The organism is Kitasatospora sp. NPDC093550, assembly GCF_044764985.1.
Lineage (GTDB): Bacteria > Actinomycetota > Actinomycetes > Streptomycetales > Streptomycetaceae > Kitasatospora.
On sequence record NZ_JBIWJF010000003.1, the window covers coordinates 190,620 to 206,555 of the forward strand.

A 15,936-nucleotide genomic window follows, 5' to 3' on the forward strand; every position below is an offset into this window, starting at 1 on the left:
AGGCGGCCCCCAGGGACCCCCGGGGGGACGCCCCCGGGCCGGAGGGGCCCCGCGCCCCCCGATACACTCGCACGGTCCAACCAGCGCAGGTCGTCCAGGCAAACCGACCGGTGCGGCACGGCTGCCGACCGGCGAGGGTCACGAGGGATACAGAACATGGTCGAGGGCTCCCCCAAGGTCGTTGTGGTCGTCCCCACCTACAACGAGCGGGAGAACCTCCCCGTCCTCGCGGGCCTGCTCGCCGAGCTCCCGGTGCCCAACCTCCACCTGCTGGTGGTCGACGACAACTCGCCCGACGGCACCGGCGAGATCGCCGACAAGCTCGCCGCGGACTCCGGCGGCACCGTGGGCGTGCTGCACCGCACCGAGAAGGACGGCCTCGGCCGCGCCTACCTGGCCGGGATGACCCGGGCCCTGGACGAGGACGCCGACGTCGTGGTCCAGATGGACGCCGACCTCTCGCACCCGTCCTCGGCGATACCCGAGATGGTGCGGACCCTGCTCGCCGACGACACCGCCGTGGTGCTCGGCTCCCGCTACGTCGCCGGCGGTTCCACCGCCGCCGAGTGGCCCTGGCACCGCAAGGCCCTCTCCGCCTGGGCCAACCTCTACGTCAACACCATCCTCGGCCTGGGCGTCCGGGACGCCACGGCCGGCTTCAAGGCCTGGCGCGCGAGCACCCTGCGCGCCATCGACCTGCCGACCGTGCAGAGCAACGGCTACTCGTTCCAGGTCGAGATGAACTACCGGGTCGTCAAGCGGGGCATGACGATCCGCGAGGTGCCGATCCGCTTCGAGGAGCGGATCGAGGGCGCCTCGAAGATGAGCGTGGCGGTGCAGGTCGAGTCCGCCCTGGCCCCCTGGAAGCTGCGCTTCCACCGCGACCCCCGGTCCTGAGCCCCGGGGCCGCGGCGGCAACCGGCCGCCCCGGCGGGCTCGTACGGGTGCCGGACGGGCCCGGGCGCGGTGTGCGGAGCGGATCCGGGGAAAGAAGGCCGACATGGCCCTTCTCCCGGAGTCACTCACGGCCCTGATCCGCCGCAGCGCCCGAGACCCCTTCGTGGTCCAGACCGTACGGGCCACCGTCGCCGCCACCCTCTCCTACGCGGTGGCGACCCAGCTCAGCAGCGAGCCCGCCCCGCTGACGGCGCCGCTGACCGCGCTGCTCGTCGTCCAGGTCACCGTCTACTCGACGCTCAAGACCAGCGTCCGCCGGGTCAACTCGGTGGTCGTCGGCGTGCTGATCGCGATCGGCTTCAGCGCCGTGGTCGGGCTCTCCTGGTGGAGCCTCGGGCTGATCATCCTGGCCTCGCTGGTGGTCGGCCGCTTCGTCCGGGTGGAGGAGTTCGTCCAGGAGGTCGCGATCAGCGCGATGCTGATCCTGGGCGTCACCAAGCTGGCCTCCCAGGCCTGGGACCGGGTGCTGGAGACCCTCATCGGCGCCGCCGTCGGCCTGCTGTTCAACCTGCTGTTCGCACCCCCGGTCTGGGTGGACACCGCCGGGGAGTCGATCGAGGACCTCGCCCGGCGGGCCCGCCACCTGCTGCTCGACATCGCCGAGGAACTGGGCCGCCCCACCCCGGTCGCCCGGGCCGCCGAACGGCTGCACGAGGCCCGCCGACTGGACCAGGCGATCGCCGATGTGGACGGGGCGCTGCGGCAGGCCGAGGACAGCCTGCGGTTCAACCCGCGGATCAGCGAGGGGCTGCTGTCCCGGCTGGTGCTGCGGACCGGGCTCGACACCCTGGAGATCTGCGTCGTCGTGGTCCGGGTGCTGGCCCGCTCGCTGACCGACCTGGCCAAGCGGCGCGCGCCCGGCGAACGGCTCTTCCCGCCGGAGGTCGCGGTGGGACTGGAGGAACTCCTGGACCACATCGGCGGGGCGCTGGTGAGCTTCGCGGTGCTGGTGACCACCCAGGTGAGCCGCAACGCCGAGGAGGCGGAGGACCGCCTCACCGCCGAGCTGGCGGCGGCCTGGGCCTCCCGGGAGAACGTCGCCCAGGTACTGCTGCGCAGGGTGCAGGAGCACCCGGAGGCCTGGCAGCTGCACGGTTCGATGCTGGCCGAGGTGGACCGGATCCTGGACGAGCTGGACCTGGAGCACCGCAGCCGCCGGCTGATGGAGGAGCTGGACCGGGCCTCGGTGGCGAACCGGGAGCGCTTCGCGCGCTTCGCCCGGGTGCGCCGGTTCCTGCGCGGCGAGCGGTGGCGGGGACGGGGGCGGGCGAGGAAGCGGCGCCCGGCGGCGGAGGCCGGGCGCTGATGCGGTGCCCCGCCGCACGGGGCACCGGGGCATCACGGCACGGGGGCAGCGGGGCATGAGGGCACCGGGGCCAGCGGGGCACCGGGGCATCACGGCACCGGAGCAGCGGGGCAGCGGGGCATGAGGGCGCCGGGGCGTCAGGGCATCAGCCAGGGCTGCTGCGGGAGCGGGTGGCCGGTCTCCAGGTAGGTCTTGAGGTTGGAGAGCACCGCCGACCAGCCCTGCTCGGCGTCCGCCCGCTCGGCCTCGTCGGCGAGGTTCTCGTGGGTGACGGTGAGCCGGGTGAGGTCCCGCCAGTCGCGGATGTCGAAGGTGACCCAGGTGGGCCCGCCCGGGCGCCGCTCCTCCGGACCGGCCCAGGTGGTGACCAGCCGGTGCGGGCGGTCGGCCGTCTCGACGGTGCCGACGACGTCGGCGACCCCGGAGTCGTCGGTGCGCCGGTGCTCCCAGGGCTCGCCGGGCAGCCAGGTCGAGACGTTGCGGTGGCCCCAGTAGAGGCCGGACTCGTCGGCGTTGGTGAGCGCGTGCCAGACCCGTTCGGGGGTGGCCCGCAGGTAGACGATGCTGCGGTGGGTGTGGGTGGTCACGGCATCAGCCCTCGGCCGCGTCGAGCAGGGCCCGGATGTCCAGCTTCTGCATCCGCAGCATGGCCGCCATCACGCGGTCGGCCTTGGCCCGGTCCTCGCCTCCGACCAGGTCGAGCAGGACCTTCGGCGTGATCTGCCAGGAGAGGCCGAAGCGGTCCTTGAGCCAGCCGCAGGGGCCCTCCTGGCCGCCGTCGGCGGTGAGCTTGGCCCAGAGCTCGTCGACCTCGCGCTGGTCGTCGCACTCCACCTGCAGCGAGACGGCCTCGGTGAAGCTGAACTCGGGCCCGCCGTTGAGGGCCACGTACTCCCGGCCGGCGAGTTCGAAGTCGACGGTCATGACCGTGCCGGGCACACCGGGGCCGGCCTCGCCGAAGCGGGTGACGCGGGTGATGCGGGAGTCGGGGAGCAGTGAGGTGTAGAAGGCGGCGGCCTCTTCGGCCTGGTCGTCGAACCAGAGGAAGGTGCTGATTTTCTGCATGCGCCCGACGGTATCGGCGGGCTCCGACAGGCGGGCCGAGCCACGGCCGGGGGTCACCGGTTCGGCGCCCCCGGCCGTGGCCCGCACCACGGCCCGCGAGGTGACTAGTGCACCCGGCCCGCGTAGCGCCGGACGAAGCGCTGACCGGTGTGGGCGGTCACGATGACGTCGTAGCGGCCCTGTTCGTCCAGCGGCCAGGCCAGGTCGACCTGCTTGCCCGGCTCGACCCGGACGGTCCGCGCGCTGCCCGCGAAGTCGTGGGGCGCGGCGGTGAAGGCCACGTCGGTCATGCCGTCGTTGACCAGCTGGAGGATGAGCTTGCCGTTGCCGCGCAGGTCGGCCGTGACGATCGGGACACCGATGTCGTTCTGGCCGTCCTGGCCGTCCTGGCCGTCCCGGACGACCGTCCCGGCGAAGCGGCGGACGAAGCCGTCCGGGCCGTGCACGGTGAAGTCGTAGCGGCCGTTGGTGCCGGCGGCCTCCCAGACGTACCGGGCGGTGGCGCCGGGGGCGACGGTGTACGGGGTGCCCGCGAAGGGGAGCACGATGTTCGGGTAGACGGTGTACGGGAAGGCCACCGAACCGTCGTTGCTCATCGTGCAGGTGACCCTGCCGGTCGTGCGGTCCACCTCGACGTCGGCCCACGGCTGGTACGGCAGCGGGCGGTGCGGGCGGTCGCCGCGCTCCTGGACGGGCATCGACTGGGCCCCGACGGCCGGCAGCGCCACGCCGGGCAGCTTGGTGCCCGCGTCGGCCTTGGCCATCAGGGCCTTGGTGTCGGGCAGCTCGGGGATCGAGTACTCGGGGGCGGCGAAGTCGAAGCAGCTGGTGAGGTCGCCGCAGACGGCACGGCGCCAGGCCGAGATGTTGGGCTCGGCCACGCCGGTGACCTGCTCCATGAAGCGCAGCACCGAGGTGTGGTCGAACACCTGCGAGTTGACCCAACCACCGCGTGACCAGGGCGAGATGACCCAGAGCGGGACGCGGTTGCCGAGGCCGATGGCCCGTCCGTGGGTGAACTCCTCGGGGGTGCCGGGCTCCGGGGTGGGCGGGACCATGTGGTCGAAGTAGCCGTCGTTCTCGTCGTACATGACCAGGAAGACGGTGTGCTTCCAGACGTCCGGGTTGGACGTCAGCGACCGCAGCGCCTGGTCGACCCAGTGCGCACCGTAGGCCGGGCCGGCCTCCGGGTGCTCGGAGAACAGGTAGGGCGCGACCAGCCAGGAGACGGTCGGCAGGGTGCCGTCCTTGCAGTGGCGGTCGAAGTCGGCCGGGTCGAACCTGGTCATCGCGTTGACGTACCGCGGGTCGTCCGGCGGGAAGGCGTGGAACTGCTTGAAGTAGGAGAGCGCGTTGTCGTCGTAGTCGCCGGTGCGTTCGTCCTTGCTGGGGTTGTGGTAGACGCGCCAGGTGACGCCGGCCGCCTGCAGGCGCTCGGCGTAAGTGGTCCAGTCGGCCACCGGGTTGTCGGTGACCGGGGTGTTGTCGATCCACGGACCGGTGGTGCCGTCGCGGCCGGGGCCGGCGGTGCCGGTCCACAGGTAGAGGCGGTTGGGGTCGGTCGGGCCCGCCAGCGAGGTGAAGTAGGCGTCGCAGACGGTGAACGCGTCGGCCAGGGCGTACTGGTAGGGGATGTCGTCCCGGGTGAAGTAGCCCATGGTGCGCTCGCCCTTGGCGGCGATCCACTTGTTCATCGCGCCGTTGTTGATGGCCTGGTGGCCGGTCGCCCAGTCGTGGGCGAGGCCGCCGGCGTTCTGCGCGTTGTACTTGGCGGTGTCCATCCGGTACGGCAGCATCACGCCGCCGTCGCTGCGCCGGCTGTCGGGCTGGCGGAACACGTCGGTGCCGTCGGGGAACTGGAGCGCCTGCTTGTCGCCGAAGCCGCGGACCCCGGCCAGGGTGCCGAAGTAGTGGTCGAAGGAACGGTTCTCCTGCATCAGGACGACGACGTGCTTGACGTCCTTGACGGTCCCGGTGAGCCGGTCCCCGGCGGGGGCGGGCGCGGCCTCGGCCGGGGCGGCGCCCAGACCGGTCAGGGCGGCGGCGCCGACCGCCGCGGTGGCGCCGACGAAGGTACGGCGGGAGAGCTCGGGCATCACGAACCGGCCTCTCGGAGCTGGAAGGTGGCGACGGCGGCGGCGGTGTCGGAGGGCCACTCGTTGGCGGCGGCGTTCGGCTCGGGCTGCGGCCAGTCGGCGACCAGGGTGTGCGCCTCGACCAGCTTCAGCGGGCCGGCGTACTGGACGTAGTCGGTCCGGTCCTGCGGCTCGGGCCGGTCGCCGCGCTTCTTGCGGGTGGGCGACCAGGTGGCGCCCGGCGCCTTGGCCGGGTCGCGGTTCTCCTCGCGGAAGGCGTCGGTCAGTCCGGCGGCCTGCAGTGCCACGGTGACCGGCCACTCCAGCGGGCCGACCCCGCCGTGCGCGGCGGCGGTGGCGGCCGTCCAGTCCCGGTGGGAGGGCGAGGAGAGCGCCCCGCCCACCACGACCGGGAGCTGCCGGGCGAGGTCCGCGCGCACGGCGTCGGCCAGCGCCCTGGCCTGCTTCAGCCGCAGCGAACCGTTCTCGGCCGCCAGGACCTGGGCGGCGGTACCGCCGTCCTGGAGGGCGTACGGGCCGTAGCCCGTCTCGTCCAGGTGCGCGGCCCAGAAGCGGACGGCACGGCCGCCGGGCAGCCGGACGGTGGCCGCGACGGCGGGCAGGTCGGCGGTCGGCGCGGTGACGTCGGCGAGCGGGTGGCGGCTGAGGATGCCGACGCTGCCCGGGCTCTGGTGGGCGTACCAGCCGAGGGCGTCGGCCAGGGTCCTGGCCCGCTCCCCCGCGGTCTCCTGCAGGGCGAGCACGTCCAGGCCCTGGGCGAGCACCACCCGCAGCTGCTTCTCCAGCGCGTCGGTGTGGGCGGCGCCGGCGTCGTGCAGGTTCCAGCTCGCGACCTTGAGGCGCGGCGGCGCGGCCGGATCGACGACGGGCACCAGCACCGTGACGGTGTCGGTGGCACCCGTGCTGTCCTTGACGCCGACCACGACCACCTCGGGTCCCTCGCCGGGGGCGGTCGGGGCGGTGCCGCCGAGCGTGCCGTCCGCGCTGACGGAGGCCCAGGCCGGGCCGCTGACCTTGCGGTACGTGGCCGAGCCCGGCGCGTTGCCGGCCGGCCGGGACCAGAGGCCGCCGAGCCTGACCGACACCACGGCCCCCGGGAGGACGGGCGTGGCGGTGAAGGAGTCCACGGCGGCGTGCGGACGGACGACGGCCGGCTTGGGACGGAAGGCGAACGGGGCGCTCCGGGCGAGGATGCCGTAGCCGTCCTTGGCGAGCAGGTAGGCGGTGTACGGGCCGCCGGTCAGCGCGGAGGTGTCCAGCTGGACGTCACCGGAGGTGCCCGGGGTGTACTTCCAGAGCAGCGAGGAGCCGGTGCCGGGCTGCCGGCTGCCGTCGTAGAGGCCGACCCAGTTCTTGGCGTCGGGCGCGTCGGTGCTCCAGTGGAAGGTGAGCCGGTCACCTTCGGCGGGGTCGGCGGATGAGGTGAGGGTCAGGGCGCTGCCAGCGGCCACGGTGGTCCTGTCCGCCGCACCCGGGGGCCCGGTCCGCCGGAGGACGGCGCACGGGGTCGGGTGCGGCTGGTCACGGAGTCAGGGAGGGAGGGTTCGCCGCGGTCGGCTGTACGGGCAGGTGCGGACTGCTCCGCACAGTTGGCTGTACAACTGCGGGCGGCCTCATTCATCCGAAGGTCAGCGACCGGGACGTGAACGACGCGTGACGGGTCGTCGGGCGGTACGGGAACTTCAGCGGGCACACGAAGAGGGCCGCGACGGGTGAACCGTCGCGGCCCTCCGGTACGCATCACCGGACTCGGTCCTGCCCTTGGGTGGCGCATCAGGCCGGGTGTCGGGCCGGGGCGTCTGGCCGGGTGTCCGGCCGGCGCGCCAGGCGGACACGTCAGGCCGGGGCTCCGGCCAGGGGATCAGGCCAGGGCGAGGAACAGCTTCTCCAGCTCGGCCTCGCTCATCGGCGCGCCGTCCTCGTCGGCAGCGGCCATGCACTGCCGCATGCCGCTGGCGACGATCTTGAATCCGGCCCGGTCGAGGGCGCGCGAGACGGCGGCGAGCTGGGTGACCACGTCCTTGCAGTCCCGGCCCGCCTCGATCATCGCGATCACTCCGGCCAACTGGCCCTGCGCGCGACGCAGCCGGTTCAGGACCGCGCCGACCGACTCCTCGTCCACCTGCATGCCGGGGCCGCCTTTCCGATCGACTGTCGAGGGACAAGTGTACCCCGAGGGGTATTGTTCCCCGGCGGGCGGAGCCCGCACCGACCGTCGCCCTCGGGCAGCCCTCAGCGACGCGCCAGCCGCCGCTCGCCACCGGCGCCGGTCGCGTACGGAAGCTCGTAGTGCGCGAACACGGCCGGTTCGTCCTCGGCGGGCAGGATGTCGTCGGGCCCGATCGCGGGGGCCTGCTTGACCTGGTTCTTCGGGTGCGCCACCCGGACGTAGTCCGGCCCGACCACGGCACCCTCCAGCGGGACGAACACCAGACGGCGGTTCCCGGCCCAGCCGACCGTGACGGTGGCGAAGAACGGCTCGTCGCTGGCCGTCTCGACGTAGACCGACTCCAGCGAGCCGATGCGGTGGCTCTTCTCGTCGACCACGGCGTGTCCGCGCCACTCACGGATGTCTGCCATTGCGATTCCCACGGCCCGGACCTCCCGTCGCCGGATGCTCGATCGCCCCGATCCCCCATCCTGCGCCGGGACGGCCGGGAGTGCACGGCGGGCCGTCGGCACGCGCACGGCCGTTCCTCGGTCCGCACGGGCTACGAAAGGGACATACGGGGGCGACCCGGCCAACCGGCACCCGGGCCGTGACCTGGGCTTTAGGCTGTCCGCCAGCAAGGCCGTATGTAGATCATCAGACTTTTACCGGTGAAGTTCTCCGGGCGAAGGGGTGGCAGCCGTGGAATACGAGTCCATGTGGGAGCCCGGCGGGGCCGTGACCGCGGCCGACCTGCGGCCCGACATCCCCCACCCGGCCCGGATGTACGACTACTACCTCGGCGGGAAGGACAACTTCCCCGCCGACCGGGCCGCCGCCGAGAAGGCGCTCGCCGCCAACCCCGAGTTCCGCTCCACCGCCCGGGCCAACCGGGGCTTCCTCACCCGTGCGGTGCGCCGGGTCGCCGGCCTCGGCATCGACCAGTTCCTCGACATCGGCACCGGCATCCCCACCGCCGGCAACACCCACGAGATCGCCCGGGCCGCCGACCCGGGCGCCCGGGTCGTCTACGTCGACAACGACCCGATCGTGCTCAGCCACGCCCGCGCCCTGATGGCCGGCGCGGGCCGCGGCCACACCACCGTCATCCAGGCCGACCTGCGCCGACCCTCGGAACTGCTGGACGCCGTCCGCGCCGCGGACCTGCTCGACCTCTCCCGCCCGGTCGGGCTGGTCCTCGCGGCCGTCCTGCACTTCCTGCGCGACGAGGACCAGCCGTACCGGGTGGTCGCCACCCTGCTGGACGCCCTGCCCGCCGGCAGTCACCTGGTCCTCTCGCACGGCACCGCCGACTTCATCCCGGCCGAGGTCCGCGACCGGGTCACCGGCGTCTACGACAAGGCCACCGCCCCGCTCGTCGGCCGCAGCCGGGCCGAGGTGCGCGCCTTCTTCGACGGCCTGGACCTCCTCGACCCCGGCGTGGTCACCGTCCCCCTCTGGCAGCCCGACACCGACCCCGCCCCGGGCGCCGACCGCGTGAGCATGTACGGCGCGGTGGCCCGCAAGCCCTGACCCCGGACGCGAACCGGGCCACCGGGCGCGGATGCCGTCGAACCCCCTGCGACCGCGTGCGCGCGGACGGTGCGGGGCCGACATCGCCGAGCACGACCTCCGGCAGGCGCCCTGCTGCTGTGACGGCTCCCGCGATCCCGCATTGATACGATCTTGGAATCCGCACGTTCATCAGACCCCGAGGAGAAGCGATGAAGCGCACTGTGATCGGCCGTCTCGTCGCCATGGCGGTCGCGACCGCGGCCCTGGCCGCCGCGGGTGTGGCGGTCGCGGCGGCCGGCGCGGCCCAGGGCACCGCTCCGTCCTCCGCGCAGGTCGTGGCCGGCGACCACTTCATTCTCTCCGTCGCGAACGCCGAGTGAGGCGGGTCGGCCGCACGGGCCGACCCTAGGCCCCGCCCGCACCGAGGAGGCCTCGGGGCGCACTCCCGCCGGCGGGGATCGGCGCACCCGCGTTGTCCGCCGTCGTCTCCGTCGGGAGCAGGGTGGGTCCGAGGGCCTACGGGGAGGGGGCGAGGAGGCGGCGCAGGACCGGGGCGAGGTGGTCCGCCTGGGGGCCGGGGAGGGCGGCGGCTTCGGCCGGGGAGCCGACCAGGGCGATCCGGTCCAGCTCCGGCCGGGTGCCGAGTGACCGGTGGGCGGCGCTCAACTCCTCGTAGCAGTCGGACAGTTCGGCGGACGGGCGGGCCGGGGCGAGGTGCAGCACGCCGACGTTGCCGTGTTCGCCGCGGACGAGGTGCCAGCGGGTCAGTTCCTCCGGGGCCGTGAACACGCCGGTCTCCTCGGCGAGCTCCCGGGCGGCGTGGCGGCGCAGCGCGGGCGGGTCGAGGGGTTCGCCGGGCGGGGGCGGTTCGGCTGAGCCGCCGGGCAGGCACCAGCGACCGGGGTGGGCGGTCGGGGAGGCCGAGCGGCCGACCAGGATCCGGCCGTCGTCGGAGGGTTGGACGACGGCGACGTACAGGGAGCTGACCCGGGTGGTGGCGCCCGGGACGAGGCGCAGGGCGAAGCGGCGGTAGTCGATCCGCGCCCAGTGCAGGACGAGCGCGTCGGGGCCGTCGGGGGCGAGACCGGTGCAGGCGACGGCCGGGCCGTCGTGGAGACCGGGGTTCGCCCGGGTGGCGCGCTCCCAGGCGCGCTCCGCCGCGGCCCGCTCCGCCGCCGGGAGGGGCGGCGCGGGGGTCTCGACCAGGCGGATGCCGGCGGGTTCGAGGAGTTCGACGGTGACGGACGCGGCCGTCGTCGCCGAGGCCCGCATGTCTTCGGTCATCTCGTCATGGTGGCAGGGCCCCGGGTTCCGCGGCGGCCGTTCCGAATTGACATGATCGGACGACAAGCCCATGAATCATCGGGCACGGAAAGCCAGTTGGCGCGCGATGCGCCGGATCGTGGGCGAATTCAAGGGCCGGAGGGAGAAATCCGCTCCGGGTACGCACAGGGTGCGCGCACCCGGAGCGGAGCCGTCCGGAGGTCAGAGGTCGACCTGGATCTCGGCGCGGTGCCGGATGTACTCGTCGGGGTGGGAGCGGGCGATCGCGACCGCCGCCTCGACCAGACCGTGCAGCTCCGCCGGGTAGGCGCGCGGCACCAGCGGGAGACCGGGGAGGATGCAGCGCCGGACGTCGAGGTCGTCGTTGGCGACGAACTCGCGCAGCGCGGTCTCGTACCAGGTGTCCCGGACGCTCGCGCCCTCGTCGGCGGCCGCGCCGTTGAGGCCGTCGCCGACCGAGAGCGCCGTCCAGTACCAGGCCCGCGCGGCACCGGCCCGCTCCGGGTTGGTGCCGGTGCGCAGGTAGCCGAGCAGGGCGAGGCGGACCCGGCGCTGCCCGAAGGCGAGCAGGGCGGGCTCGACGAACCGCCGGTTGAAGCTCGGGTTGGGGTCGTGGACCGCAGCCTCCAGCAGCGCCTCGAAGTACTCCTCGGGCAGCTCGGACCGCCCGGCGACCGCCTTGTGGACCTCCCATCGAGCCGCACTCTGGTAGTCGGGACCGGGTGCGACCTCGGCCCCGATCAGGCGGAGCAGACGCGCGAGCCTGAGGTCGAACGCCTGTGATTCGTCCGCCGTACGCCCGGGCAACGGCTGGAGAATCCGCACCTCGCCGGCCGTGTCCTTGGTTTCCACGAACATCCTCCTCATTCTGAGTCACCGGCAGACTACTCGCCGATACACCAGTTCGGAGGTCGTTTTCGGCCAGGGCCGGAACGTGATCCGTTTCCGCTGCGGAATTTTGACGGACCCTCAGTCCGCAACCGGCTCAAATGCCGCGAGTGGCCAGGTCCGTGGCCCGTCCCTGGCCGCCCGGTGGGGCACGGGTCGACCGCGGTCAGGACGGACGGCCGGGCGGGACGAGACCGGACTGATAGGCGATCGCGACGAGTTGGGCGCGGTCCCGGGCGTCGAGCTTGGCCATCGCCCGGTGCACATGGGTGCGGACGGTGAAGGGACTGACGACCATCCGCTCGGCGATCTCCTCGTTGGTGAGGCCGGTCGCGGCCATCGACATCACCTCGCGCTCGCGGGCGGTGAGGACGGCGAGCCGCTCGCTCGGCGGGCCCGCGGCGCCCGGGTCGGGTTGGGCCAGGAGCTGGTCGATCACGGCCCTGGTGGCGGCCGGTGAGAGCAGGGCGTCGCCGGCCGCCACGGTGCGGACGGCGGCGAGCAGTTCCTTGGGGTCGGCGCCCTTGCCGAGGAAGCCGCCGGCGCCCGCGCGCAGTGCCTGGGCGACGTACTCGTCGATCTCGAAGGTGGTGAGGATGAGCACCCGGGTGCCGGCCAGCTCCTCGTCGCCGCAGATCTCGGCGGTGGCACCGAGGCCGTCGGCGCCGGGCATCCGGATGTCCATCAGCACGATGTCGGGCTTGGTGGCGCGGGCCAGTTCGACGGCCTCCCGGCCGTCGGCGGCCTCGCCGACCACCTCCATGTCCTCCTCCGCGTCGATCAGCAGGCGGAAGGCGCCGCGCAGCAGGGCCTGGTCGTCGGCGAGCAGCACCCGGATGGTCATGCGTGGTCCCTGTCCTCTCGAACGGCGTGATCTTGTCGGCGGACCGCCGGAATTCCGCCCGTTTGTCCACGCCCGGTCCGGCCCTGGGCGCTGCGGCCCTGGGCGACGTGGTCCTGGCCGACGTGCTCCCGGCCGACCCGGACCCGGCCGACGTGGTCCTGCCCGTCGTCGCGGGCGCCGGTGCGCAGGGGCAGCTCGGCGGTGACCAGGTACCCGCCGTCGGCCTGCCGGTCGGCGCTGAGGCGGCCGCCGACCGCGCCCGCCCGTTCGCGCATGCCGATCAGCCCGAAGCCGCTCTCCCCGGGTACGGGTGCGGGCAGCAGCGCGGCGCGTGGGCGCCCGGTCGCCGCCGGACGGCCGTTGGCGACGGTGACCGCGACCCGGCTGCCGCTGTAGGCGAGGGTGATCTCGGCGTCGGCGCCGTGGGCGTGCTTGGCGACGTTGGTCAGCGACTCCTGGACGATCCGGAAGGCGGTGAGGTCGACGCCGGGCGACAGCGGGCGGGGTTCGCCCCGCACGGTGAGCCGGACCGGCAGTCCGGCCCGCTCGAAGGAGCCGATCAGCTCGGGCAGCCGGTCGAGGCCCGGGGTGGGTTCGAGCGGGGCGGGCTCCTCGGCCCGGCGCAGCAGGCCGACGGTGGCCCGCAGCTCCTGGAGGGCCGCGCCGGTGGCGTCGGTGATGTGGCTGAGCACCTCGCGGGCCTGGACGGGGTGGCGGTCCATGAGGTGCACGGCGATGCCCGCCTGGGCGTTGGCCAGGGCGATGTGGTGGGCCACCACGTCGTGCAGGTCGCGGGCGATCCGGATCCGCTCGTCGGCGACCCGGCGGCGGGCCTCCTCCTCGCGGGTGCGTTCGGCGCGTTCGGCGCGCTCCTCGATGGCCGCGAGGTGGGCGCGGCGGTTGCGGATGGAGTCGCCGAGGGCGCCGGGCAGCAGGGCCCAGGCCAGCACGCCGATCCGTTCGCCGATCGGGCCGCCGGGGCCGAACAGCAGCGAGATGCCGGTGAGCAGGACGGCGGTGGTGATCGAGGCGCGCAGCGCCGTGGCGCGGTCGGTGCGGACGGCGAGGAAGTAGAGCGCGAGCAGCAGCGGGGCGGCAAGCATCGGCGTGAGCCGGGGGCTCGACCAGGCGAGCAGCATGGTGCAGAGCAGGGTCACGACGGTCACCGCCCGCGGGAAGCGGCGGTGCGCGAACACGGCGACGGCGGAGACCAGCGCGATCACGCCGGTGGTCGGGTCGGGCAGGACGAAGCGGCCGCTGCCCTGGTCGACGGTGGCGCCGAGGCCGGTGACCGCGAACAGGGCCGCTCCGCCGGCGGCGTCGAGCAGCCGGGGGTGGTCGCGGCGCAGGCGGTGCCGCCAGGTGTCGGTCATGGTCGTGCTCTCCGGGTCGGGGTGCCCCGGCCGCGCCCCCGCCGGGCTCCGCCGGTGGGGTGCCGCGCCGCGTCCGGGTGGGGTGCCGGGGGCTGGTCGGGGGCCTGCGCGCGAGCGACGGCCCCCGACAGCAACGGTAACGGTAGGGACTCGAACCGGTGTCCGAGCCGACCGGGACGGACCGGGGCGGGCCGGGGCCGCCCACGGCGTGCGTCAGGGCTTCTCTGACGCGCCCTAAACGCTGACCGTCTCCCGGGCCGGGGCCGGTTCGGCGGCGGGCGTCTGCAGCTTGCTGCCCTCGACGTCCACGTCCGGTATCAGCCGGTCGAGCCGGCGCGGCAGCCACCAGGCGCGGCGGCCGAGCAGGGCGAGGACGGCCGGGACGATGGTCATCCGCACCACGAAGGCGTCGAAGGCGACGGCCGCGGCGAGGCCCAGGCCCATCATCTTGATCATCGGCTCGCTCATCCCGATGAAGCCCGCGAAGACCGCGATCATGATGAACGCCGCGGCGGTGACCACGCGGGCGTTGTGCCGGAAGCCGGTGACGATCGCCTCACGGGGCTGCTCGCCGTGGACGAAGCCCTCGCGGATCCGGGTCACCAGGAACACCTCGTAGTCCATGGCCAGGCCGAAGACCACGCCGATCATGAAGATCGGCATCATGCTCATCACCGGACCGGTCTGCTCCACGCCGATCAGGTCGGCCAGCCAGCCCCACTGGAAGACCGCGACCACGGCGCCGAGCGCGGCGGCCACCGAGAGCAGGAAGCCGAGCGCCGCCTTCAGCGGGACGAGCACCGAGCGGAAGACCACCAGCAACAACAGGACGGCGAGGCCGACCACCACCGCGAGGTAGGGCAGCAGGGCGTCCGTGAGCTTCTGCGAGACATCGATGTTCATCGCCGTGGTGCCGCTGACCAGGACCGTCGCCCCGGTCGCCGACTTCAGGCCGGCGGCGTCGCCGCGGATGGTGTGCACGAGGTCCTTGGTCTCGGCCTCGCTCGGGCCGGTCGCCGGTATGGCGTTGAGCAGGGCCGTGTCGCCCGCCTTGTTGAACATCGGCGGCGCCACGGTGACCACGCCGGGCAGGGCGGCGACCTTCTGGGACACCGCGTCGGCGGCGGCCTTGGGGTCGGCGACGCCCTTGGCGTCCACCAGGACGGTCAGCGGGCCGTTGAAGCCGGGGCCGAAGCCCTCGGAGAGCAGGTCGTAGGCGCGGCGCTGGGTGGTGGAGGTGGGCTTGGCCTCGTCGCCCGGCAGACCGAGCCGCAGGTCCAGCGCGGGGGCCGCGAGCACGCCGAGGCCGATCACGCCGCCGAGCAGCACCGCGAGCGGGCGGCGCAGCACGAAGCGGGCCCAGCGGGCGCCGCCGTTCTCCCCGGCCGCCGCCGGCGCGGCGTCGCCGCGGGCCTTGCGGACCTTGCGCGGCAGCACCTTGCGGCCGAGGAAGCCGAGCAGCGCGGGGACCAGGGTGAGGGCGACCAGCACGGCGATGACGACCGTCCCGGCGGCGGCCATGCCCATCTTGGCCAGGATCGGGATGCCGACCACGGACAGCCCGGCCAGGGCGATCACCACGGTGAGGCCGGCGAAGACCACCGCGGACCCGGCGGTGCCGACGGCCCGGCCGGCCGCCTCCTGCGGTGTCCGGCCCTCGGTGAGCTCGGCCCGGTAGCGGGAGACGATGAACACGGCGTAGTCGATGCCGACCGCGAGGCCGAGCATCATGGCGAGCGTGCCGGTGGTGCCGGACAGGCCCAGTGCGCTGCCGAGCGCGGTGATCAGCGCCATGCCGAGGCCGACGCCGACGACCGCCGTGAGCAACGGCAGGCCGGCCGCGACCAGCGAGCCGAAGGTGATCACCAGGACGACGGCGGACAGCGCCATGCCGATCGCCTCGCCGCTGCCCCCGGCGCCGGGCTTGGCCATCAGCGCATTGCCGCCGACCTCGACCTTGAGCCCGGTGTCCCGGCCGTGCCGGGCGGCCTGCTCCAGCGCGGCGGTGGCGCCCTCGGACAGCTCGCCGGCCTTCACCGAGTAGCTGACCGTCGCGTACGCCGTGGTGCCGTCCTTGGAGACGGCGCCCGCCGTGAACGGGCTGACCGCGCCGGTGACCTGCTCGGCGTGGGCGAGCTCGTCGACCGTCCGCTGGACCGCCTGCCGGTGGGGCTCGGCGGTGATCTTCTGCCCGGAGGGCGCGACGAACACCAGCCGGGCCGCGGCACCGTCGGCGTGACCGCCGGGGAACCGCTCGTTCATCAGGTCGAAGGCCTTCTGCGCTTCCGTGCCGGGCATCGCGAAGCCGTCGTCGGGTGCGGCGGGCGCCTTGGCGGCGAGGACTCCGCCGACCGCCAGCACGGCGACCCAGAGCAAGGTCACCAGCCGGCGCCGGACGAAGGCCCATCGGCCCAGGCGGTAGAGGAACGTGGCCACGGGAGAGCGGACTCCTTCGGATG

At 73.9% G+C, this 15,936-nt stretch carries 15 protein-coding genes; 4 read left to right on the forward strand and 11 right to left on the reverse strand.

The window, feature by feature from the left end; translation table 11 throughout:
* The first annotated feature begins 156 nt into the window (after positions 1 to 156).
* Together ACIRD3_RS06270 and ACIRD3_RS06275 are read left to right on the forward strand one after the other, a co-directional pair.
* The gene (locus ACIRD3_RS06270; protein WP_402212384.1) at positions 157 to 897 is read left to right on the forward strand and encodes a polyprenol monophosphomannose synthase; all 741 of its coding nucleotides are present in this window, start codon (positions 157 to 159) and stop codon (positions 895 to 897) included.
* A 103-nt stretch (positions 898 to 1,000) separates the two neighbouring features.
* Positions 1,001 to 2,263 (forward strand): aromatic acid exporter family protein, encoded by a 1,263-nt coding sequence (locus ACIRD3_RS06275; RefSeq protein ID WP_402212387.1) that lies wholly within the window; start codon positions 1,001 to 1,003, stop codon positions 2,261 to 2,263.
* Between the two features lie 137 nt (positions 2,264 to 2,400).
* Here ACIRD3_RS06275 and ACIRD3_RS06280 read toward each other — a convergent pair whose 3' ends face one another.
* The 6 genes from ACIRD3_RS06280 to ACIRD3_RS06305 form a co-directional block, all read right to left on the reverse strand.
* Entirely contained in the window at positions 2,401 to 2,850 is a 450-nt protein-coding gene (locus ACIRD3_RS06280) for an SRPBCC domain-containing protein (RefSeq protein WP_402212388.1), read from the reverse strand.
* 4 nt (positions 2,851 to 2,854) lie between these two features.
* The gene (locus tag ACIRD3_RS06285) at positions 2,855 to 3,328 is read right to left on the reverse strand and encodes a VOC family protein (RefSeq protein WP_402212391.1); all 474 of its coding nucleotides are present in this window, start codon (positions 3,326 to 3,328) and stop codon (positions 2,855 to 2,857) included.
* A 104-nt stretch (positions 3,329 to 3,432) separates the two neighbouring features.
* A complete protein-coding gene (locus ACIRD3_RS06290) occupies positions 3,433 to 5,424 on the reverse strand; it encodes a phosphocholine-specific phospholipase C (RefSeq protein ID WP_402212393.1) in 1,992 nt (663 codons plus the stop codon).
* Positions 5,424 to 6,875, reverse strand: a complete 1,452-nt coding sequence (locus ACIRD3_RS06295) for an endonuclease/exonuclease/phosphatase family protein (RefSeq protein ID WP_402212395.1) — start codon at positions 6,873 to 6,875, stop codon at positions 5,424 to 5,426. Before ACIRD3_RS06295 ends, ACIRD3_RS06290 begins: the two co-directional genes overlap by 1 nt.
* 410 nt (positions 6,876 to 7,285) lie before the next feature.
* Positions 7,286 to 7,552, reverse strand: a complete 267-nt coding sequence (locus tag ACIRD3_RS06300; protein ID WP_402212398.1) for a metal-sensitive transcriptional regulator — start codon at positions 7,550 to 7,552, stop codon at positions 7,286 to 7,288.
* A 104-nt stretch (positions 7,553 to 7,656) separates the two neighbouring features.
* A complete protein-coding gene (locus ACIRD3_RS06305; protein ID WP_402212401.1) occupies positions 7,657 to 8,004 on the reverse strand; it encodes a PRC-barrel domain-containing protein in 348 nt (115 codons plus the stop codon).
* 286 nt (positions 8,005 to 8,290) lie between these two features.
* Between ACIRD3_RS06305 and ACIRD3_RS06310 the strand changes: the two genes are divergently transcribed.
* Both ACIRD3_RS06310 and ACIRD3_RS06315 read left to right on the forward strand, forming a co-directional pair.
* Positions 8,291 to 9,106 carry an SAM-dependent methyltransferase gene (locus ACIRD3_RS06310; protein ID WP_402212869.1) on the forward strand — a complete coding sequence of 272 codons (816 nt, stop codon included), beginning with the start codon at positions 8,291 to 8,293 and terminating at the stop codon, positions 9,104 to 9,106.
* 191 nt (positions 9,107 to 9,297) lie between these two features.
* Positions 9,298 to 9,468: a hypothetical protein gene (locus ACIRD3_RS06315; protein WP_402212403.1), complete on the forward strand. Its 171-nt coding sequence runs from the start codon at positions 9,298 to 9,300 to the stop codon at positions 9,466 to 9,468.
* A gap of 136 nt (positions 9,469 to 9,604) precedes the next feature.
* Here the strand turns inward: ACIRD3_RS06315 and ACIRD3_RS06320 are convergent, their stop codons facing one another.
* From ACIRD3_RS06320 to ACIRD3_RS06340, 5 genes are all read right to left on the reverse strand, one after another.
* Positions 9,605 to 10,372: an NUDIX hydrolase gene (locus ACIRD3_RS06320; protein ID WP_402212406.1), complete on the reverse strand. Its 768-nt coding sequence runs from the start codon at positions 10,370 to 10,372 to the stop codon at positions 9,605 to 9,607.
* A 201-nt stretch (positions 10,373 to 10,573) separates the two neighbouring features.
* Positions 10,574 to 11,230, reverse strand: coding sequence for a hypothetical protein (locus tag ACIRD3_RS06325; RefSeq protein ID WP_402212408.1), 657 nt, complete (start codon positions 11,228 to 11,230; stop codon positions 10,574 to 10,576).
* 196 nt (positions 11,231 to 11,426) lie between these two features.
* Positions 11,427 to 12,104, reverse strand: coding sequence for a response regulator (locus tag ACIRD3_RS06330; protein WP_402212411.1), 678 nt, complete (start codon positions 12,102 to 12,104; stop codon positions 11,427 to 11,429).
* Positions 12,101 to 13,477 carry a sensor histidine kinase gene (locus tag ACIRD3_RS06335; protein WP_402212414.1) on the reverse strand — a complete coding sequence of 459 codons (1,377 nt, stop codon included), beginning with the start codon at positions 13,475 to 13,477 and terminating at the stop codon, positions 12,101 to 12,103. The genes ACIRD3_RS06330 and ACIRD3_RS06335 overlap by 4 nt, the downstream gene beginning before the upstream one ends.
* A 234-nt stretch (positions 13,478 to 13,711) precedes the next feature.
* Positions 13,712 to 15,913 (reverse strand): MMPL family transporter, encoded by a 2,202-nt coding sequence (locus tag ACIRD3_RS06340; protein WP_402212417.1) that lies wholly within the window; start codon positions 15,911 to 15,913, stop codon positions 13,712 to 13,714.
* Positions 15,914 to 15,936 lie beyond the last annotated feature (23 nt).